The 21,054-nt window shown below is 55.4% G+C and carries 21 protein-coding genes; 10 read left to right on the forward strand and 11 right to left on the reverse strand.

Annotated elements, in window-relative coordinates:
- Positions 1–36 precede the first annotated feature (36 nt).
- The 9 genes from glmS (at position 37) to ACSOSI_RS25840 (ending at position 9,288) form a co-directional block, all read left to right on the forward strand.
- On the forward strand, positions 37–1,866 hold the full coding sequence (gene glmS / locus ACSOSI_RS25800; protein ID WP_012004487.1) for a glutamine--fructose-6-phosphate transaminase (isomerizing): 1,830 nt from the start codon (positions 37–39) through the stop codon (positions 1,864–1,866).
- Positions 1,867–2,195: 329 nt separating this feature from the next.
- Entirely contained in the window at positions 2,196–3,236 is a 1,041-nt protein-coding gene (gene pstS / locus ACSOSI_RS25805; RefSeq protein ID WP_012004488.1) for a phosphate ABC transporter substrate-binding protein PstS, read from the forward strand.
- A gap of 92 nt (positions 3,237–3,328) precedes the next feature.
- The gene (gene pstC / locus ACSOSI_RS25810) at positions 3,329–4,285 is read left to right on the forward strand and encodes a phosphate ABC transporter permease PstC (protein WP_012004489.1); all 957 of its coding nucleotides are present in this window, start codon (positions 3,329–3,331) and stop codon (positions 4,283–4,285) included.
- 1 nt (position 4,286) lies between these two features.
- Positions 4,287–5,177, forward strand: a complete 891-nt coding sequence (gene pstA / locus ACSOSI_RS25815; protein ID WP_261099717.1) for a phosphate ABC transporter permease PstA — start codon at positions 4,287–4,289, stop codon at positions 5,175–5,177.
- 48 nt (positions 5,178–5,225) lie between these two features.
- A complete protein-coding gene (gene pstB, locus ACSOSI_RS25820) occupies positions 5,226–6,002 on the forward strand; it encodes a phosphate ABC transporter ATP-binding protein PstB (RefSeq protein ID WP_012004491.1) in 777 nt (258 codons plus the stop codon).
- Between the two features lie 11 nt (positions 6,003–6,013).
- Positions 6,014–6,748, forward strand: coding sequence for a phosphate signaling complex protein PhoU (phoU, locus tag ACSOSI_RS25825; RefSeq protein WP_012004492.1), 735 nt, complete (start codon positions 6,014–6,016; stop codon positions 6,746–6,748).
- 167 nt (positions 6,749–6,915) lie between these two features.
- A complete protein-coding gene (locus ACSOSI_RS25830; protein WP_476706357.1) occupies positions 6,916–7,755 on the forward strand; it encodes an ABC transporter substrate-binding protein in 840 nt (279 codons plus the stop codon).
- Positions 7,756–7,832: 77 nt separating this feature from the next.
- Positions 7,833–8,546: an amino acid ABC transporter permease gene (locus tag ACSOSI_RS25835; protein ID WP_112362304.1), complete on the forward strand. Its 714-nt coding sequence runs from the start codon at positions 7,833–7,835 to the stop codon at positions 8,544–8,546.
- A 1-nt stretch (position 8,547) separates the two neighbouring features.
- Positions 8,548–9,288 (forward strand): amino acid ABC transporter permease, encoded by a 741-nt coding sequence (locus ACSOSI_RS25840; RefSeq protein WP_476706358.1) that lies wholly within the window; start codon positions 8,548–8,550, stop codon positions 9,286–9,288.
- On the opposite strand, the gene yieH is transcribed toward ACSOSI_RS25840, so the two are convergent.
- Positions 9,281–9,946 (reverse strand): 6-phosphogluconate phosphatase, encoded by a 666-nt coding sequence (yieH, locus tag ACSOSI_RS25845; protein ID WP_012004496.1) that lies wholly within the window; start codon positions 9,944–9,946, stop codon positions 9,281–9,283. The genes ACSOSI_RS25840 and yieH overlap by 8 nt on opposite strands.
- 225 nt (positions 9,947–10,171) lie before the next feature.
- On the opposite strand from yieH, the gene ACSOSI_RS25850 reads away from it, so the two are divergent.
- Complete coding sequence (locus ACSOSI_RS25850; protein WP_012004497.1) at positions 10,172–11,509, forward strand: NCS2 family permease; 1,338 nt, start codon at positions 10,172–10,174, stop codon at positions 11,507–11,509.
- Positions 11,510–11,548: 39 nt separating this feature from the next.
- On the opposite strand, the gene ACSOSI_RS25855 is transcribed toward ACSOSI_RS25850, so the two are convergent.
- From ACSOSI_RS25855 to rpmH, 10 genes are all read right to left on the reverse strand, one after another.
- The gene (locus ACSOSI_RS25855) at positions 11,549–12,601 is read right to left on the reverse strand and encodes an alpha/beta hydrolase (RefSeq protein WP_261132732.1); all 1,053 of its coding nucleotides are present in this window, start codon (positions 12,599–12,601) and stop codon (positions 11,549–11,551) included.
- Positions 12,602–12,696: 95 nt separating this feature from the next.
- Positions 12,697–13,263 (reverse strand): NADPH-dependent FMN reductase, encoded by a 567-nt coding sequence (locus ACSOSI_RS25860; RefSeq protein ID WP_012004499.1) that lies wholly within the window; start codon positions 13,261–13,263, stop codon positions 12,697–12,699.
- 174 nt (positions 13,264–13,437) lie between these two features.
- Complete coding sequence (locus ACSOSI_RS25865) at positions 13,438–14,163, reverse strand: 4'-phosphopantetheinyl transferase family protein (protein WP_476706359.1); 726 nt, start codon at positions 14,161–14,163, stop codon at positions 13,438–13,440.
- A 96-nt stretch (positions 14,164–14,259) separates the two neighbouring features.
- Entirely contained in the window at positions 14,260–15,573 is a 1,314-nt protein-coding gene (locus ACSOSI_RS25870) for a lysine N(6)-hydroxylase/L-ornithine N(5)-oxygenase family protein (protein WP_259191358.1), read from the reverse strand.
- 122 nt (positions 15,574–15,695) lie between these two features.
- Positions 15,696–16,496, reverse strand: a complete 801-nt coding sequence (locus tag ACSOSI_RS25875) for an MBL fold metallo-hydrolase (RefSeq protein WP_476706360.1) — start codon at positions 16,494–16,496, stop codon at positions 15,696–15,698.
- Between the two features lie 29 nt (positions 16,497–16,525).
- Positions 16,526–17,890, reverse strand: a complete 1,365-nt coding sequence (mnmE, locus tag ACSOSI_RS25880; protein WP_135314569.1) for a tRNA uridine-5-carboxymethylaminomethyl(34) synthesis GTPase MnmE — start codon at positions 17,888–17,890, stop codon at positions 16,526–16,528.
- Between the two features lie 102 nt (positions 17,891–17,992).
- Complete coding sequence (yidC, locus tag ACSOSI_RS25885) at positions 17,993–19,630, reverse strand: membrane protein insertase YidC (protein ID WP_012004504.1); 1,638 nt, start codon at positions 19,628–19,630, stop codon at positions 17,993–17,995.
- A gap of 2 nt (positions 19,631–19,632) precedes the next feature.
- On the reverse strand, positions 19,633–19,890 hold the full coding sequence (gene yidD, locus ACSOSI_RS25890) for a membrane protein insertion efficiency factor YidD (RefSeq protein ID WP_012004505.1): 258 nt from the start codon (positions 19,888–19,890) through the stop codon (positions 19,633–19,635).
- Positions 19,854–20,213 (reverse strand): ribonuclease P protein component, encoded by a 360-nt coding sequence (gene rnpA / locus ACSOSI_RS25895; RefSeq protein ID WP_004950547.1) that lies wholly within the window; start codon positions 20,211–20,213, stop codon positions 19,854–19,856. Before rnpA ends, yidD begins: the two co-directional genes overlap by 37 nt.
- Positions 20,214–20,231: 18 nt before the next feature.
- The gene (gene rpmH / locus ACSOSI_RS25900) at positions 20,232–20,372 is read right to left on the reverse strand and encodes a 50S ribosomal protein L34 (protein WP_003849659.1); all 141 of its coding nucleotides are present in this window, start codon (positions 20,370–20,372) and stop codon (positions 20,232–20,234) included.
- Positions 20,373–21,054: the final 682 nt, after the last annotated feature.

Consider the following 21,054-nt stretch of genomic DNA (forward strand, 5'->3'; position numbering starts at 1 on the left):
AGCGCCCCGAAAGGCGTTTAATTAGGAATACAACTGATGTGTGGAATTGTAGGCGCAGTAGCGCAACGTGATATTGCAGAGATTCTGTTGGAAGGGTTACGCCGCCTTGAGTACCGTGGCTACGACTCCGCCGGTTTGGCGGTGGTGGATGCCGAAGGCAACGTCAACCGTTTACGCCGCGTGGGCAAGGTTAACAAACTGACCGAAGCCGCTGAACAACATGAATTGCATGGGGGCACCGGTATTGCTCACACCCGCTGGGCAACGCACGGTGAACCTACCGAAGCTAACGCGCACCCGCATGTTTCTGATTACATTACTGTGGTGCATAACGGCATCATCGAAAACCACGAACCGCTGCGTGAACTGCTGATCGAACGCGGTTATCACTTCAGCTCTGAAACCGATACCGAGGTGATTGCTCACCTGGTGCATTGGGAACAGCGCCAGGGGGGCACCTTGCTGGAAGTGGTTCAGCGCGTGATCCCTCAGTTGCGTGGCGCATACGGCACCGTGGTGATGGACAGCCGCGACCCTAGCGTGCTGGTGGCTGCGCGCTCCGGCAGCCCGCTGGTTATCGGCCGTGGCGTGGGTGAAAACTTCCTGGCTTCCGATCAACTGGCATTGTTGCCGGTAACCCGTCGCTTTATCTTCCTGGAAGAAGGTGACGTGGTGGAGATGACTCGCCGCACCGTCAACATTTTCGATAAGCAGGGCAACGCCGTTGAGCGTCCTGAAATCGAATCCCAGGTACAGTACGACGCCGGTGACAAAGGTGCTTACCGTCACTACATGCAAAAAGAGATCTACGAACAGCCACTGGCGCTGAAGAACACCCTGGAAGGGCGTTTCAGCCAGGGCAAAATCAACCTGAGCGAGCTGGGCCCGCGTGCCGATGAACTGTTGGCGAAGGTGCAGCACGTGCAAATCATTGCCTGTGGGACGTCTTACCACTCCGGCATGGTTGCCCGCTATTGGTTCGAATCGCTGGCCGGCGTGCCTTGCGACGTGGAAATCGCGTCAGAATTCCGCTATCGCAAATCTGCTGTGCGTCCGGGCAGTCTGATCATTACCTTGTCGCAGTCCGGTGAAACTGCCGATACGCTGGCGGCACTGCGTCTGTCGAAGGAGCTGGGTTACCTCGGTTCACTGGCGGTGTGCAACGTGGCCGGTTCTTCACTGGTGCGTGAATCCGATCTGGCGCTGATGACCAAGGCCGGTACCGAAATCGGTGTCGCCTCCACCAAGGCCTTTACCACCCAGCTTGCGGTGTTGTTGATGCTGGTGGCGCGTTTGGGCCGGCTGAAAGGCATGGCGGAAAGCGTTGAGCATGAAATCGTGCACGGCCTGCAGGCATTGCCGGCGCGTATTGAGCAGATGCTGTCGCTGGACAAAAACATTGAAGCGCTGGCGGAAGGCTTCTCCGACAAGCATCACGCGCTGTTCCTCGGCCGTGGCGATCAGTACCCGATCGCGATGGAAGGTGCGCTGAAGCTCAAAGAGATCTCCTATATTCACGCGGAAGCCTATGCGGCCGGTGAGTTGAAACACGGCCCGTTGGCGTTGATCGATGCCGATATGCCGGTGATCGTGGTGGCGCCGAACAACGAACTGTTGGAAAAGCTGAAGTCCAACATTGAAGAAGTGCGCGCGCGCGGCGGCCAGCTGTACGTGTTCGCCGATCAGGATGCCGGTTTCGTCAGCAGCGAGGGTATGACTATCATCCCGTTGCCGCACGTCGAAGAAATCGTGGCCCCGATCTTCTACACCGTGCCGTTGCAGTTGCTGTCTTACCACGTGGCGCTGATCAAAGGCACCGACGTTGACCAGCCGCGTAACCTGGCGAAGTCTGTCACGGTAGAGTAACTCGCTGCTGTTAATCTCTAAAAGCCGGCCACTGTGCCGGCTTTTTCATGATTGGATCAAATATGACAATGGTGCGACAGCAGGGATAAAAGTTGTCATATTCAAGCGGATAGGTGAGGTGGAACGGGTTTTTTCATTGATTAATTACTGAGTGTTTTATTCTTTAACTGACTGATTTTAAATGAGTAGATAGCATAGCGCCCTCACTGTAATATAACTGTCATATTTCGTACATTTTACTGTCACCAAACTGTCCTATTTTCCCTCCTGCAGCAATACTTACTCAAAACGACCTAGATCGATTTTTGAATACCCCATTAGGAGTGATTATGAAACTGATGCGTACCACCGTCGCCAGTATTGTGGCAGCGACTTTCTCCCTGACCGCCGTGTCCGCGTTCGCTGCTGCTAGCCTGACCGGTGCAGGTGCGACATTCCCCGCTCCGGTTTATGCCAAGTGGGCAGATTCTTATCAGAAAGAAACCGGCAACAAAGTTAACTATCAGGGCATCGGCTCTTCTGGTGGCGTGAAGCAAATCATCGCCAACACCGTTGACTTTGGTGCTTCCGATGCGCCTTTGAGTGACGAAAAACTGGCTGCTGATGGCCTGTTCCAGTTCCCTACCGTGATCGGTGGCGTGGTGCTGGCAGTAAATATCCCGGGCATCAAATCCGGTGAGCTGACCCTGGACGGTAAAACTCTGGGCGATATCTATCTGGGTAACGTGAAAAAATGGAACGACCCGGCGATCACCAAGCTCAACCCAGGCGTTAAGCTGCCGGATCAGAACATTGCCGTTGTCCGTCGTGCTGATGGTTCAGGCACCTCGTTCGTGTTCACCAGCTACCTGTCTAAAGCCAACGCGCAGTGGAAAGAGAAAATCGGCGCAGGCTCTACCGTTAACTGGCCAACCGGTCTGGGCGGCAAGGGTAACGACGGTATCGCAGCCTTCGTACAGCGTCTGCCTGGCTCTATCGGCTACGTTGAATACGCTTACGCCAAGCAGAACAACCTGGCTTACACCAAGCTGATTTCTGCCGATGGCAAAGCGGTTAGCCCGACGGAAGAGAGCTTCAGCGCCGCTGCCAAAGGCGTGGACTGGAGCAAGACCTTCGCACAGGACCTGACTGACCAGAAAGGCGACAACGCCTGGCCAATCACTTCCACCACCTTCATCCTGGTGCACAAAGAGCAGAAAAACCCGGCTCAGGGCACCGAAGTCCTGAAGTTCTTTGACTGGGCGTACAAAACGGGCGCCAAGCAGGCTAATGACCTGGATTACGCCACTCTGCCGAATGAAGTGATCGAGCAGGTGCGTGCAGCATGGAAAACCAACGTAAAAGACAGTTCCGGTAAAGCGCTGTACTAACAACGCAGGGGCGCGTGATTCGGCGCGCCCCACTCAGTTTTTCAGGGCCTTACCCATGTTGGGCCTGCCAGGGTTAAAACAGAGAGTGATCTATGGCTGAGTACAAGCCGACCATGAAAGCACCGAGTAAAAATGGTGACGTCATCTTCAGCGCGCTGGTTAAACTGGCAGCGCTGATTACCCTATTGTTGCTGGGCGGCATTATTGTTTCGCTGATCTTCGCCTCCTGGCCGAGCATCCAGAAATTCGGTTTCTCCTTCCTGTGGACCAAAGAGTGGGACGCGCCTGCCGAACAGTTCGGTGCGCTGGTGCCGATTTACGGCACCGTAGTGACCTCGTTGATCGCACTGATTATCGCCGTACCCGTCAGTTTTGGTATTGCCCTGTTCCTGACCGAGCTGGCGCCAAACTGGCTGCGACGCCCACTGGGTATCGCCATTGAACTGCTGGCGGCAATTCCAAGTATCGTTTACGGCATGTGGGGCCTGTTCGTGTTTGCTCCGCTGTTTGCCGAATATTTCCAGACTCCGGTTGGCGACGTGCTGTCCGGCATTCCGATTGTCGGTGAGCTGTTCTCTGGCCCGGCGTTCGGTATCGGTATTCTGGCTGCCGGGGTGATCCTGGCGATTATGATTATTCCTTACATTGCCGCCGTGATGCGCGATGTGTTCGAACAGACCCCGGTAATGATGAAAGAGTCGGCCTATGGCATCGGCTGCACCACCTGGGAAGTGATCTGGCGTATCGTGCTGCCGTTTACCAAGAATGGCGTGATTGGCGGTGTAATGCTGGGGTTGGGCCGCGCGCTGGGGGAAACCATGGCGGTGACCTTTATCATCGGTAACACCTACCAGCTCGACAGCGCCTCACTGTATATGCCGGGCAACAGTATTACCTCTGCGCTGGCCAACGAATTCGCCGAAGCGGAATCGGGCGTGCATACCGCCGCGTTGATGGAGCTGGGCCTGATCCTGTTTGTTATCACCTTTATCGTCCTGGCGCTGTCGAAGTTGATGGTCATGCGTCTGGCCAAGAAGGAGGGACGCTAACGTGGCGACTATGGAAATGCAAAACAACCTGGCGCTGTTGGAAAGCCGTCGCAAAATGCAGGCCTGGCGCCGTCAGAAAAACCGCCTGGCACTGTTCTTGTCGATGGCGACCATGGCGTTTGGCCTGTTCTGGCTGGTGTGGATCCTGTTTTCCACCGTGACCAAAGGCATCGACGGCATGTCGCTGGCGCTGTTCACCGAAATGACGCCGCCGCCGAACACTGCGGGTGGCGGCCTGGCTAACGCCATCGCCGGTAGCGGGCTGTTGATCATGTGGGCGACGATTTTTGGCACACCGCTGGGCATTATGGCCGGCATTTACCTGGCGGAATACGGCCGTAAATCCTGGCTGGCGGAAGTCATCCGCTTTATTAACGACATCCTGTTATCGGCACCGTCGATCGTCGTGGGCCTGTTCGTCTACACCATCGTGGTGGCGAAGATGCAGCACTTCTCCGGTTGGGCCGGGATAATCGCACTGGCGCTGTTACAGGTGCCGATCGTGATTCGAACCACTGAAAACATGCTGAAACTGGTGCCGGATACGCTGCGTGAGGCGGCTTACGCGCTGGGTACACCGAAATGGCGCATGATTTCCGCCATTACGCTGAAAGCCTCGGTCTCCGGCATTATCACCGGTGTGCTGCTGGCAATTGCGCGTATCGCCGGGGAAACCGCACCGCTGCTGTTTACCTCGTTGTCGAATCAGTTCTGGAGCACCGACCTGATGCAGCCGATCGCCAACCTGCCGGTGACCATTTTCAAATTCGCCATGAGCCCGTTCGCCGAATGGCAAGAGCTGGCCTGGGCCGGGGTGCTGTTGATTACCCTGTGTGTACTGGTACTGAATATCTTGGCGCGCGTAGTTTTCGCCAAGCAAAAGCATTCATAAAATTTTGAGCGCGGCCCTGGCGGCGCTGATGAAAAGAGAGAAGTCTTGATGAGTATGGTTAACGACGCTTCCAGCAGCAAAATTCAGGTACGCGATCTGAACTTCTACTATGGCAAATTCCATGCGCTGAAAAACATCACGCTGGATATCGCCAAGAACAAGGTTACCGCGTTTATCGGCCCATCCGGTTGTGGCAAATCAACCCTGCTGCGCACTTTCAACAAGATGTATCAGTTATACCCTGAGCAGCGTGCAGAAGGCGGCATCCTGCTGGATGGGCAGAACATTCTGACCGACAACTCGGATATCGCCCTGCTGCGTGCCAAGGTCGGCATGGTGTTCCAGAAGCCGACGCCGTTCCCGATGTCGATTTACGACAATATCGCCTTCGGTGTACGTCTGTTTGAAAAGTTGTCGCGTGCCGACATGGATGAGCGCGTGCAGTGGGCTCTGACCAAGGCGGCGCTGTGGAACGAAACCAAGGACAAGCTGCACCAGAGCGGTTACAGCCTGTCCGGTGGCCAGCAGCAGCGCCTGTGCATCGCCCGCGGCATCGCTATTCGTCCGGACGTCTTGTTGCTCGATGAGCCCTGCTCGGCGCTGGATCCGATTTCTACCGGTAAAATTGAAGAGCTGATCAGCGAACTGAAGTCTGACTACACCGTGGTGATCGTCACCCACAACATGCAGCAGGCCGCACGTTGCTCTGACTCCACGGCATTTATGTATCTGGGCGAACTGATCGAGTTCAGTGATACTGATACCCTGTTCACCGCGCCACAGAAAAAACAGACCGAAGACTACATCACTGGCCGTTATGGTTGATAGGATGCATCATGGATAACCTGAATTTAAATAAACACATTTCCGGCCAGTTCAACGCAGAACTTGAGCACATCCGCACCCAGGTGTTGACCATGGGCGGGCTGGTGGAGCAGCAATTGACCGACGCCATTACCGCGATGCACAACCAGGACGGTGAGTTGGCCAAGCGGGTGATCGAAGGCGACGCCAAGGTCAATATGATGGAAGTGGCGATCGACGAGGCCTGCGTGCGCATCATTGCCAAACGCCAGCCGACCGCCAGCGACCTGCGCCTGGTGATGGCGATCATCAAAACCATCTCCGAGCTGGAGCGTATCGGCGATGTGGCGGACAAAATCTGCCGCACCGCGCTGGAAAAGTTCTCGCACCAGCACCAGCCACTGTTGGTCAGCCTGGAGTCGCTGGGCCGCCACACCGTGCAGATGCTGCATGACGTGCTGGACGCCTTCGCGCGTATGGATCTGGATGAAGCGATCCGAATTTACCGCGAAGACAGGAAGGTCGATCAGGAATATGAAGGCATCGTGCGTCAGTTGATGACTTACATGATGGAAGACACTCGCACCATTCCCAGCGTGCTGACTGCGTTGTTCTGCGCCCGTTCAATCGAGCGTATCGGCGACCGTTGCCAGAACATCTGCGAATTTATCTTCTATTTCGTGAAAGGCCAGGATTTCCGTCATATTGGTGGCGATGCGTTGGAAAAACTGTTGTCCTCCGACGGTAAAGACGAGGAAAAAGAGTAATATCCCCCGAGTCAGCTCTTAAAAGGCGCAGAAAACTGCGCCTTTATGCCGTTTAAAACCCCTAAAGACAAAATGGTTATAAATATAGCTTTTTATATTATTTCCTGACCTAAGTGGGTCTTGCTAGCGTAGCAGCCAGCAGGACATCAACCCCTTAGGAGCAACTCATGAAACATCGCGTTTTGGCCTTAACTTTGTTAGCCAGCCTGACCAGCCTCGCCACCGGTGCCGCGCACGCGGACAAACTCGACGACATCAAGAAAGCCGGCGTAGTGCGTATCGCGGTGTTCGACAGCAATCCCCCGTTCGGTTATATCGATCCGCAAAGCAAAAAGCTGGTGGGTTATGACGTTGATGTGGCCGATGCGATCGGTAAGGCGCTGGGGGTGAAGGTGGAGCTGCGTGCCACTAACCCGGCCAACCGCATTCCTTTGCTGGTAGCGAAAAAGGTCGATTTGATCGCCGCTAACTTCACCATTACTGACGAGCGCGCCAAGGAAGTGAACTTCAGCGTGCCGTACTTTGCTACCGGCCAGAAATTTATCGCCCATAAAGGCGTGCTGAAAACCCCGGAAGACATCAAAAAACTGCGTATCGGTGCGGACAAAGGCACGGTGCAGGAGATTACCCTGCGTGAACATTACCCGACGGCCAAAGTGATCTCTTACGATGACACTCCGCTGGCGTTCGTCGCCCTGCGCAACGGCAACGTACAGGCGATCACTCAGGATGATGCCAAGCTGGTGGGCCTGCTCGGCAATCTGCCGGCGGCACAAAAGGCAGATTTCGAGATCTCGCCGTTCAGCATTACCAAAGAATACCAGGGGATTGGCATTCCTAAAGGCGAAGACCGCCTGACCGCCAGCGTTAACGACACGCTGATCAAGCTGGAAAAAGACGGTGAAGCGGTGAAGATCTACGATCGCTGGTTTGGCCCGGAAACCAAAACCGCGCAGCCACGCGGCGACTTCAAAATCGCGCCTTTGGATCAACAGCCGAAGGCCTGATTTTCACGGGCTGAAATCTGTTTGGAGGGGCGCAGCTTGCTGCGCCCCTGACGCATTTTGCAAGACAAGGATTGACCATGAATCTGGACTGGCTGCTGGCGCCGGAGTATCTGAGCTGGCTGTGGCAGGGTTTCCTGCTGACGCTGTGGCTTTCCGCCTGCGCGAGCCTGGCCGCCACGCTGTTGGGGTTTTTACTGACCGCGATGCGTGACAGCCGCCTGTGGACACTGCGTTGGCTGGCGGTGGGTTACAGTTCGTTGTTTCGCAATACGCCGTTGCTGGTACAGCTGTTCTTCTGGTATTTCGCCGCCGGGCAGATCCTGCCGTCCGCCGCCATGCAGTGGCTGAATACGTCACATCAAATCGGCCCGCTTGAGTGGCCGTCGTTTGAGTTTCTCGCCGGTTTTTTCGGTCTGACGCTGTACTCCAGTGCCTTTATCGCCGAAGAGATCCGTTCCGGCATCCGTGGTGTCGCCGGTGGGCAAAAATATGCGGCTAACGCGCTGGGATTAACCGGCTGGCAGGCGATGCGCTACGTGGTGCTGCCACAGGCGCTGAAAATCGCCATGCCGCCGCTGCTGGGCCAGTACATGAACGTGATAAAAAACTCCTCGCTGACCATGGCGATCGGCGTTGCCGAACTGTCCTATGCTTCGCGTCAGGTGGAAACCGAGACGCTGCGCACCTTCCAGGCGTTTGGCGTGGCGACGGTGCTGTACATCGCCATCATTGCGCTGTTGGAAGGCTGGGGCATGTGGCGACAGCAGCGTAAACCGCTGAGGGGGCATTAAGATGGATTTCAGCGTCATTTACGACAATCTGGGTTATCTGCTGTGGGGCACCTGGCCGGACGGCCCGCTGGGCGGCGCAGCGCTGACGTTGGCGATCAGCCTGATGGCCGGTGTGGCTTCGGCTATTCTCGGCACGCTGTTGGGGGTGGCACTGGCGATGTCACGCGGCGTAGCGGCCGGGTTACTGGCAGCGCTGCTGGGATTTTTCCGCGCCATCCCGGTGATCATGCTGATTTTCTGGACCTATTTCCTGTTACCGATCGTTTTTGGCGTGGATATTCCGGAAATCACCACCGTGGTTTGCGCCCTGGCACTGATCGCCTCGGCCTATCTGGCTCACGCGGTGAAGGCGGGGATCGCCGCCATCGGTCCGGGGCAGTGGCAGGCGGGTTTATCGCTAGGATTGACCCGTTGGCAAACGCTACGGATGATCGTGCTGCCACAGGCGTTGCGCATGATGGTGCCTTCGTTTATCAACCAGTGGATTTCGCTGATCAAGGACACTTCGCTGGCCTATATCGTCGGCGTCGGTGAGCTGACGTTCCTGGCGACCCAGGTCAACAACCGCAGCATGGTGTACCCGATGGAAGTCTTCCTGTTTATCGCCCTGGTGTACTTTGTGTTTTGTCTGGCGCTGGATCTGCTGGCCAATGCGGTCAACCGCCGCTTTAGCCCGCAGACCCGGGCGTTGAAACGCTCATGGCGCTGGTGGCGCAATAAGCCGCCGTTGCCGGCTAGCTAGTCAACTGCCAGCCGCGTTCACGCCACAGCGCTGGTAATTGCGCCAAATCGTCGAATGCGGTGACCAGCGGATGGTCGATCGGTTGGTTGTGCGGATCGGCGCAGAAGTAAAACACCGGGATCCCGGCGGCGATCCCCGCCTGAGCACCGGCAGCGGAGTCGTCCACCAGGATGCAACGCTCCACCGGCACCCGCATTTTTTCGGCGGCGTGAAACACGATCGCCGGGTCTGGTTTCCAGCGCTGAATGTCATAGCCGCTGAACAACCGGTCATCAAAATAGTGCAGCATGTCGGTCAGGCCGAGCGAGTGCTGCATTTTGCTGACCGGGCCGTTAGACACGGTACACATTGGTACTGTCACCTGCGCCAGCAGCTCGCGCGCACCGGCAATCTGCTGCAGTTCGCTGTCAAACAGACGGGCCACTTCCTGACGGTATAAAGGCTCCAGCTCTTCCTTCGGCAAGGCGACGCCGTGCTCCGCATTAACCTGTTCGATAATCTCGTACAGCTTTACCCCTTTGTACTTTCTGAATACCTCGTCCAGCGAAAGGTGAATGCCATAGTGGGCAAACATGTGCACATAGGCTTTGCTGCACAGCACTTCGCTGTCCACCAGCGTGCCGTCGCAATCAAACAAAATACAGTCAATTTGGTTCATCAGGGGCCGTGTCCTTCGGTTATGCGGTGATAATGCCACTTTAACCGCATCAGGCAGGATTGCGACCCCAGAATCACGGATTGCCGATCAATCTCAGGAAATACAATCTGTTGAAGCTTTTAGCCGTAAAGACGGCGAAAAAAAGCTGTGAGCGGCGTCAAAACCCTGACTTTTTGTTATAGGATAGCCGGCGACGGTCCATTCCCTTCTTCGGAATTTCTGAAAATGAACAAACAAGTCACTGGCCTTGACGTTGAGCAAGGCTTGCTTGGGCGCGTGTTTAAGCTCAAGCAACATGGCACCACGGCGCGTACGGAAACGATTGCCGGTATTACTACCTTCCTGACCATGGTGTATATCGTGTTCGTTAACCCCCAAATTCTGGGTGCGGCGGGCATGGATACGCAGGCGGTGTTCGTAACCACCTGCCTGATTGCCGCTTTCGGCAGTATTTTTATGGGCCTGCTGGCGAATCTGCCGGTGGCGCTGGCGCCGGCTATGGGCCTCAATGCGTTCTTCGCCTTCGTGGTCGTGGGCGCAATGGGCATTTCATGGCAGGTCGGCATGGGTGCCATCTTCTGGGGCGCGGTCGGTTTGTTACTGCTGACCATTTTCCGCGTCCGCTACTGGATGATTGCCAATATTCCCATGAGCCTGCGGGTGGGGATCACCAGCGGTATCGGCCTGTTTATCGGCATGATGGGGCTGAAAAATGCCGGTATCGTGGTGGCGAACCCGGATACGCTGGTGACCATTGGTAGTCTGACCTCGCATAACGTGCTGCTGGGTGCGCTGGGCTTCTTTATTATTGCCGTGCTGTCCTCACGTAATTTCCATGCGGCGGTGCTGGTTTCCATTGTGGTAACCACCCTGATCGGCTGGGCGCTGGGCGATGTGAAATACGGCGGCGTGTTCTCCATGCCTCCGAACATTACTTCGGTGGTGGGTCAGGTTGATTTGGCGGGGGCGCTGAACATTGGCCTGGCAGGGGTGATTTTCTCCTTTATGTTGGTGAATCTGTTCGACTCCTCCGGCACTTTGATTGGCGTGACCGATAAGGCGGGTCTGACCGACGCGACGGGTAAATTCCCGCGCATGAAGCAGGCGCTGTACGTGGACAGCATCAGTTCGGTGGCCGGTTCGTTTGTCGGCACCTCTTCCGTTACCGCCTACATTGAAAGTTCCGCCGGGGTTTCCGTCGGCGGCCGTACCGGTCTGACCGCGGTGGTTACCGGTATTCTGTTCCTGTTGGTGATTTTCCTGTCGCCATTGGCAGGCATGGTTCCGGCTTATGCGGCTGCCGGCGCGTTGATCTACGTGGGCGTGCTGATGACATCCAGCCTGGCGCGGGTGAAGTGGGATGACCTGACCGAAGCAGTACCGGCGTTTGTGACCGCGGTGATGATGCCGTTCAGTTTCTCAATTACCGAAGGTATCGCGCTTGGCTTTATTTCTTACTGCGTAATGAAGTTGGGTACCGGCCGCTGGCGTGAAATCAGCCCATGCGTGGTAGTGGTAGCGCTGCTGTTTGTGCTGAAGATTGTTTTTGTCGACGGTCACTGATACGAAAGAACAGGGCCGACATTTGTCGGCCCTGTAGTCTTAGGCGCCCGGCGTTGCGTCGGGTGCCTGATGCAACATCCACTGCAACGGCCGTTTAAAACGCGCCCGCCAGCCGCCGTCGGGGCTCTCGCCCTGGGCAAAATGCAAAACCTTCACCTGATTATTCTCACCGAACAGATTGGCAAAGTGCATTGCCAGTGCCTGATCGCTGAAGTTTTGCCGATCGTAGTAGGCCACCACCAGCCGCTTATGGGTCGCCAGCGATTGCTGTGCCTGTTTGATCCCGCCATTTGGGGCAATCAGCAGCGCACCGGCATAAAGTTGCGGGTATTTGGCCAACAGATTGGCGGCATGCAGCGCCCCCTGTCCGCGGGCGGCAAGGTAGATTTTCTGCGGATTGAGCTTTAATTCTTCGGTGGATGGCTGCAGAACCCGCTGGATCGCGCTCTGGGTGCTTTCGTCACTGTAATTTGACCAGCGGAAACTGTTTTCCGACAGCATCTGGGTGCCGTTGATCTCTATATAGGCGACGCCAATCTCACTAAAAAACAAGCGTTCTTCCGGTGTAATACCGGCGCTTTTGCCATAGGTGTGCAGGTACACCACCGTTGGCCAGCCTCCGGGCGGCGGTGGGCCGTCAGGAATGGCATAGCTGGCTTTGCCTTCGAACCAATGAGCATGTTGCAGATAACGGGCTTTGGTTGCCGCCAGAATCGACTGGTAGGTACTGCCGTGCTGGATATTGTTGAAGGCGTCGTCCTCCAGCAGATTGTAGTAATACCATAACCCGCGATCGGCACTCAGTTGCAGATAGCGTTCTGCCAGTTCGGTCTGGCCCTTTTCCGCTGAGGAAGCCGCCAGTTGATAAGGTGCCCATATGTTACGGCCGTCTTCACGCATCAGCGTCAGATACAACGACATGGCTGCGATCTTTTTATCTTCCTGGCTCTGGGTGGTGCGTGGCAGTTGGGTGCTGAGTGGGCTATGTACCGGTAGCTCGATCGGCTCTTCTCCGGCGGGATAACGCATTTCTGTGGCTAATAGTGGTCTGGTGGTGAAAGCCAGCAAGATGGCTAAAATAAAAAAATACATAATTTTATGACTTTAATTTTAATGGGTTGGTAGTAACTCTCTGATTGAAATGACGCCTTCAATCGAATTTTTTATGAAGGCGTCAAAAAAGACATTTATTTCAGACGGCGAATATAATCGCTGAAGGCGGACAGTTGCCCGGTCAGGAAATCCAGCGTTCCCTGGTCAATGAGTTCCTCAGCCTGCGCATCCACTTTGTTCTGGATCACGCCGCCCATAAACTCCGGCTTATTCATCACCATCGCATCGAGGAACACCAGGATCTGGCGCAGATGATACTGGCAGCGCGCGCCGCCAATCGGCCCCATGGAACTGGTTTGGATCGCCACCGGTTTACCGGCTAACGGCTGATTCGGCAGGCGGGACAGCCAGTCGATGGCATTTTTTAACCCACCGGGTACCGAATAGTTATATTCCGGGGTCACGATGATCACACCGTCGGCCTGGCGGATTTGCTCGGCAATGGCTTCCACCGAGGCGGGGAAGCCCTCTTCTTGTTGTACATCGGCATCGTACAGCGGGATATCACGGATAGAGGGAAGTGCTTCGATGGTGACGCCCTGTGGCGCGAGGCCTGGCAGGGCGCGGGCGACCATCGCGTTGTAAGAGCCTTTACGCAGGCTGCCGAGCAGAGTGACGATTTTTAATGCTTGGTCTGACATGGTGATTCTCCCTTTCGAATGAACAGATTCAGCTTGGAACACCCAAAGATAGTAGGGCAAGAAGGGCGGGGAGAATAGATGATTACTGAATAATTGGCTGACTTTGCAGTTTTATGCAGAAATTTATCCGTTAAAGAAAGTTTTATCTTACAGATTAGCCATAAATCGTCGATGTCAGCGGTGGAGCGCCAGACTGGTTAATTTCACAAAGCGGGTAGAGAGCGCAGGGGCTCGCGGGGAGATTTCGCCGTGCTTGTGCAGGCCTTTGCCCGCTTCGTATTGCCAGCAGATTAAGCGCTCCAGGTTGGGTTCACGTGCGCAAGCCCAACTCAGGTATTCGTCGGCATCGCTCATCACATGAACCTGGGGGGTGATGCTGGAGCGCAAATGGCCGGAAAAAGGGTGCAGCAGCAGCGTCGATTGTCCACTGTTACCCAGGCCGGAAAGCTTCAGCACGCTCTGGCGAATGCTCCACAGTTGGGTTTCCGCCTCCAGCCGGTCGTACTGTGCGCTGATCCAGGCGTTTTCTGCCGGCGTTTGGTATTGGTGTTGCAGCTCTTTATGCTGCCCGGCACGGGCACGCATGACTTCGATATCCAGGCCTACCTTTCCTTCCTGGCTGAGCAAAACCCCCACCGTATCGCTGGCATAGGCCAGGCTGAAATCGGGCAGATGATTATCGACGAAACAGGGGCGTCCGGTGGGGGTGGTGGCGAGAGCCGGCAATGTCGACAAGCCATAAAGATAAAACATCATTTCTGCGAGCAGGATGCGCCCCTGCAGGAAGCGCTGGCGGCGTTTAACGGAAAAAGCAGCGGTTGCAGCAACGACCTCGGCGGATAATCTCCGGGTATCCAGTGCGGTGGATGTGGGGATCCATCGGGCAAAATGACATGCCATTATTCACTCCGTGACAGAGGGGGCGCTGAAAACGCTGGGGAGTTAGATTAAGCATAAGTCGAGGATTTATCATTAAAAAACAGTATGCGTTTTATCCTATTTATCTGGATAAGCAATATCATTGTCCGGAGGAGCATCACTCCACCATTGGATCATCGATGCGTTCGGCGTCAGATCAAAATGGGGTTTGCCGAGCAGATGATTGAGGATGCGGGCCGAGCGCCAGGCCATCAGGCTGAGTCCTCCTTCTGCGCTGCCGTGGCTATGTATGCCGGCATTCACTGCATAAATGCGATTCTGTTCTGGCCCCTGCCACTCAAGGTTAAAATCCGGCTGTAGCGGCAAGCGCTGTTTGTTGTCGAAAGGAATGCGTGACAGCAGCGGCTTTAGGCAGGACGGCAACGAAGGGCGGTAACCTGTCGCTAAAATGACGACGTCGGCGTGAAACCCTTCCTGGCGGTTTTCCAAACCGTGGCGGGTACGTAATTGATAGCCTTTGTCCGTCGGTTCGATCGCCAGCAGCGTACGGTGTGGTAAAAGACGGACATTACGCGGCTGGTGCATTACGTCGAAACGCATGTACAACTCGCGGTACAGCGTACGCAGCGTATGATTACTGATGCCGTCTGCAGGTAACTTCTGAGCCTTGATTTCGCGTTCGCGGATTTCCTGCGGCAGCGTATAAAAATAATCAACGTATTCCGGGGTGAAATATTCATTGGTGAAGGCGGACTCGTCCAGCGGTTGGAAGTTAGGCCGGCGGGAAATCCAGTCCAGCTGTGCGGCTTCTCCCCAATGGCCGCGTAGCGCGTTCAGGAAAATATCTGCACCACTTTGGCCTCCCCCGACAACGGTTACCCGCTTACCGGTCAGATCCGGATTGCGAATGGCAATTTCTGCGGCATGCAGGCAGTTTTCGCCCAGCGCAGGGTAAAACTCCTCCGGCAGCCAGGGGTCGTGGCCGGTACCCAGGCAGATATTCTTTGCCCACAAAGTCTGGTTGATGGTGCGGACTTCGAACAGCTGCTTGTCATCGTCAAAATCAATACTTTCAACCGACTGTGAAAACTGTAGTCCATCTAATCTATCGCAGGCCCAACTCAGGTAGTCAGAGAACTCTTCACGGCTGATAATTTGCTGTTCGGTGATCAAAAACCGATAGATTTTTTTCTGCTCGACCAGGTAATTGATAAAGGAGAATTGGCTACGGGGTGTTACCGCCGTAACCAGGTCCTGCAGTACATAGGTCTGCATATAGGCGGAAGGCAGCAGCATGCCGGGGTGCCAGCGGAAGCTGGCGTTTCGATCGAGAAAGGTGTAATTGAGGACGCCACTTTCATAGGCCAGCGCGGCCAGACTGAGGTTGAAGGGGCCAAGGCCGACACCCAGTAAATCCAGTGGTTCATTCATTTTTTCTTATCTCTCCCGCCAAAAATCGCTGAGATAAGCTTAGGTGATTTTTGGCAAGCCAGGGGAGATAGCGATTGTTGTTCAGTGGTATGGCGGTAAAAACTAATGTGCTTATTAGCGTTTTATTCCAGAACGAAAGTGTCCCCCGTCGCCGGCGATATCATCTCCGGTAACCACAGCTGACCCCATGCGCCGGTACAATGGCATCCCATGAGCTTATCGGGTTTTTGCTGATTCAGAAATTGCCTGACCTGCCATATCAGGCGCGGTGAGGCGCAGCGCAGGTGGAAACCGCCGATCAACGCATGGAGCTTATTGACCCCGGTGATCTTTTGGCAGTGGCGCACGATGTTAATGATCCCGCGATGCCCGCAGCCGGTAATAATCACCAGCCCGCGATCGGACTTATAAATCAGCACGCCTTCGTCGATAACGTAATCTACAGCCTCAGTTTTTCCGCCGATCACGCCATAGGCCTTCGGCTCGGCCACCGCGATCTCCCCTGACCACATAAAGCGTTCGCTGATATGCAGTGGCTCACGGCTGTATTCCATACGATGGCGGGAGTAATCGATATCCAGCGATAATTTTTTGATTTTCCGGCTATGGCCAAGCAGTTTTACCGCCGAATAGCGTTCATCGGCTATTTGCGGATGGCAAATGATGCGGCTGTTTTCGGGTAACCAGGGGACGCCGCCGCAGTGGTCATAATGGCCGTGTGACAGTACGGTCGCGGTTAGCCCTGACAGGTCAATACCCATCAGCGCTGCGTTATCCAGAAAACTGCCATCGGGGCCGGTATCGAACAAAATCGAGTCCGTATCATCCTGAATCAACAGGCTGAGCCCGGCTTTCACCCGCAGCGATTTGTCCGCGCCGGTGGCGCGGCGGTTTTCCAGTAACACCCTGAGCGTTAATGCCATGCCTGTTCTTTCCTTAGAAGGATGAGGGTTTACTTGCCGATACAGAAGCTGGAGAAGATGCGCCCCAGCAGATCATCGGAGGTAAATTCGCCGGTGATTTCACTCAGTGCTTGCTGTGCCAGACGCAATTCCTCGGCCAGCAGCTCCCCCGCGTAAGCGCTCACTAACTGTTCTTTGCCCTCGACCAGATGCTGGGCCGCTTGCTCAAGCGCCTGCAGATGGCGACGGCGCGCCAGGAAGCCGCCTTCCATATTGCTGGTGAAGCCCATGCTCTGCTTCAGGTGGTCGCGCAGCAGATCTATGCCTTCGCCGGTACGCGCCGACAGGCGAATAAGTGAGTGGCCATTTACTTCGGTCATACCCAGCGTTTCACCGGTGATGTCGGCTTTATTACGCACCACGGTGATTGGCAAGCGGTGCGGCAGACGTGCCATAAACTCTGGCCAAATCTCAGCCGGTTCGGTGGCCGCAGTGGTGGTGCCATCGACCATAAACAGCACACGATCCGCCTGTTCGATCTCGTTCCATGCACGTTCGATACCGATGCGCTCAACTTCGTCGATAGCTTCACGCAGGCCGGCGGTGTCGATAATATGCAATGGCATGCCGTCGATGTGAATATGTTCGCGCAAAACGTCGCGGGTGGTGCCGGCAATATCGGTAACAATCGCCGCCTCGCGGCCGGCCAATGCGTTCAGCAGGCTGGATTTACCGGCGTTTGGCCGCCCGGCGATCACCACCTTCATCCCTTCACGCAGCAGGCTGCCCTGGCGCGCTTCGGCGCGTACGCTGTCCAGATCGGCCATAACGCCGTTGAGCTGCGCTTCGATTTTACCGTCAGACAGGAAGTCGATTTCCTCATCGGGGAAGTCGATGGCCGCTTCTACATAGATCCGCAGGTGAGTAAGTGCTTCCACAAGCTGGTGGATGCGGGTGGAAAAAGCCCCCTGCAGCGAGTTCATGGCTGAACGTGCCGCCTGCTCGGAACTGGCATCGATCAGGTCGGCAATCGCCTCGGCCTGCGCCAGATCCAGCTTGTCGTTGAGGAATGCGCGTTCGGAAAACTCGCCGGGCCGCGCGATACGCATGCCTGGCAGCGCCAACACGCGTTTGAGCAGCAGATCGAGGATCACCGGCCCGCCGTGGCCTTGCAGCTCCAGCACGTCTTCGCCGGTAAACGAATTAGGGCCAGGGAACCACAGTGCGATGCCCTGATCCAGGGTGGCACCTGCGGCATCCCGGAATGGCAGGTAATCGGCGTAACGCGGCTTGGGTAGCTTGCCGAGCAGGGCCTGGGCGACATCTTTGGCGCCACGGCCGGAAATACGCAGAATGCCGACGCCGCCGCGTCCCGGCGGGGTGGCTTGGGCTACGATGGTATCGGTGGTGCTCATAGTGGTTCTCTTCTCTGACAATTCAATATGCAAAAAGGCGGTCTAATGACCGCCTCTTGGTGTTACTGCAAGGGTTCAGCGCGCCGAACCCCTACAATACGCTTAGGTTTTTTTCTTGTCGCGGCTGTGTAAACCACGTTTTTCCAGGCCGCGGTAAATCAACTGCTGCTGGAGGATGGTCACCAGGTTACTGACGATGTAGTACAGCACCAGACCGGACGGGAACCACAGGAAGAACACTGTGAAGATCACCGGCATGAAGGTCATGATTTTCTGCTGCATCGGATCAGTCACGGTGGTCGGCGACATCTTCTGAATGAAGAACATCGTCACGCCCATCAGGATTGGCAAGATGTAGTACGGGTCTTGCGCCGACAGGTCGTGGATCCACAAAGCGAACGGCGCGTGGCGCAGCTCAACCGAGCCCATCAACATGTAGTACAGCGCCAGGAAGATTGGCATCTGGATAACCAGCGGCAGACAACCCCCCAACGGATTCACTTTCTCAGACTTGTACAGCGCCATCATTTCCTGACTCATGCGCTGTTTGTCATCACCGATACGCTCACGCATCGCCTGCAGTTTTGGCTGCAGCATGCGCATTTTCGCCATCGAGGTGTACTGCGCTTTGGTCAGCGGGTACATGATGCCGCGCACGATGAAGGTGATGATGATAATTGAGAAGCCCCAGTTACCGATAAAGCCGTGGATGAACTTCAGCAGTTTAAACAGCGGTTGGGAGATGAACCACAACCAACCGTAATCCACGGTCAGGTCCAGATGCGGCGCCAGTTGGGCCATCTGATCCTGCAGTTCCGGGCCTACCCACAGGGTGGCGTTCAGTTGCTGCTGCGCACCTGGCTGCACCACTACCGGAGTAGATTTGAAGCCGATGGTAGACAGGTTGTCGCCAGGCTTGGCGGTATAGAAGGTATTGCTACCCTGAGTTGCCGGTACCCACGCGGTGGCGAAGTATTGTTGCAGCATTGCAACCCAACCGCCCTGGGTGGTGACACTCAGGTTCTCGTCCTTATCGAACGCATACTTCTGATATTTGTCATCGCTGGAAGAGTAAGCCGCGCCACGGAAGGTGTGCAGGGCAAAGTTGTTGCTGCCGGTGTCACGGTGCTTAGGCAGCTCGGTGGTCTGCTTCAGTTGGCCGAACAGGGTCAGTTCCAGCGGAGTGGTGCTCTTGTTGTCGACGTTGTAGTCAACGGCAACCGCGTAATGATTGCGTTTGAGCACGAAAGTTTTGGTGTAGATAGCGCCATCTTTACCGGTAAAGGTCAGCGGGATGCGCAACTCTTCCTGGCCTTCCGGCAGGGTATAGCTGTCCTGCGCCGCCTGGAACAGAGGACGTTCGCCATTTGCCGGGTTATCCGGGCCGTTTCTGCCGGTCAGGCCGCTTTGCGCCTGATAAACAAATGCCGGTGTGGTTTCCAGCAGCTGGAATGGCGTCGATGAACCCAGAGTGTCAGGGTAGGCCAACAGTTTAGCCTGCTCGATATCACCACCACGGGTGTTGATGGTCAGCGACAGCACGTCAGTGTTTACGGTAATCAGTTTACCTTGGCCACTGGCTGGAACTGCTGAGCTTGCGGCATCACCGGTAGCTGGGTTCGAAGTCTGTTGCGTGGTCTGCGCGACTGGTTGCGGAGCATTGTCCGTTTGCCAGGCTTGCCAGATCATGAAAGACACGAACAGCAGAGCGATGAGGAGAAGATTGCGTTGCGAATCCATCGTTAGTGTTCTCTGTTATCGTCGGGTTTCGGCGGCACGGGATCATCGCCACCTGGGTTCAAGGGGTGGCATTTTAATACGCGTTTCAATGCTAACCAACTGCCTTTTATCATGCCAAACCTGCTTAATGCCTCAATTGCGTAATGAGAGCATGTCGGCTGGAAGCGACAACGAGGCCCAAGCAGCGGACTGATGACGAGCTGGTAAGCCCGCACCAGCCCGATCAGGATGCGGGAGCCTGGCGACAGTGGCGACGCCATAATTTTTCCAAAGCTTCCGTCAGTGCACGGTTATCCAAATCCGCTATCCCTTTTTTGGCCACCACGACAAAATCCATCGCCGGTAACTCGTGCTGACGTAAACGGAAGCTTTCGCGGGTTAGGCGTTTGATCCGGTTGCGTTCATGCGCGCGTTTGACGTGTTTTTTGGCGACGGTAAGACCGATGCGGGGATGCCCCAGCTGGTTCAGGCGGCCGAGGATGGTGATTTGCGGCGTGCCAGCCCGTTGTGGCTGCTGGAAGACGAAAGTGAAGTGAGTGGGAGTTAACAAACGTAACTCCCTGGGAAAAGCGAGCTTAACCACTCAGCGGGTTAGCTTTTATTACTTAGAAACAGTCAGACGAGAACGGCCTTTCGCACGACGGCGGGCCAGAACTTGACGACCATTTTTGGTGGCCATACGAGCACGGAAACCGTGGCTACGGTTACGCTTCAATACGGACGGTTGGAAAGTGCGTTTCATGGCGATTTCTACCTAAACTTAAAATAATTACTGATCAGTAAACGCGTTTGGCTATTCGGCGTGAAGACGACCGACGCCTCAATCGCAATATATAAAGAGGCGGGATTGTAATAATTGTACAGTCCTGAGTCAATTCACATTGCGCTAGCCTACCTGGTTGTCTGCCAATTCGGAGTAAAATCCGGTCTTGGCCCGTGGTCACCGCAGAATCCTGTCCGGTTAATGACACACCATTTAGGAACCAGGTACACACGTAGGGCGAAGATTATACGGACTCGGGGGTAAATCGCAAGGATCCCGATGCGATCCTTGAGGGCAAAGCCAAGGATCTGGCGTGGATAACAGGGTATAACCGGTTGACAATGTAAAAAATACCTTTCCGCAGGCGGGTTTTTGCCTGCAATTTGGCGAGGCTGGCGAAAAGATCGCCGCAGGCCGGGGCCTGTGGATAAAATGGATCTAATCTGTGATGAAGAGGAGGATCTCTTGCGCGGATTGCGCTATGATCCGTCATTCCGATCGCGATCTCTCAAGCGGGGATCGTGAGGGACATAAACCGTGAAAGGCGGTTCGCATCCCCCACAGGCAAACAGCCGATGCCGGGTATGTGTCAAAAATCATGAGTTATAAAAAATTAGCCTGATTCTTTTCTTTTATTGATCTTGTTCGAGTGGAGTCCGCC

This window comes from Serratia sp. AR11 (assembly GCF_056376275.1).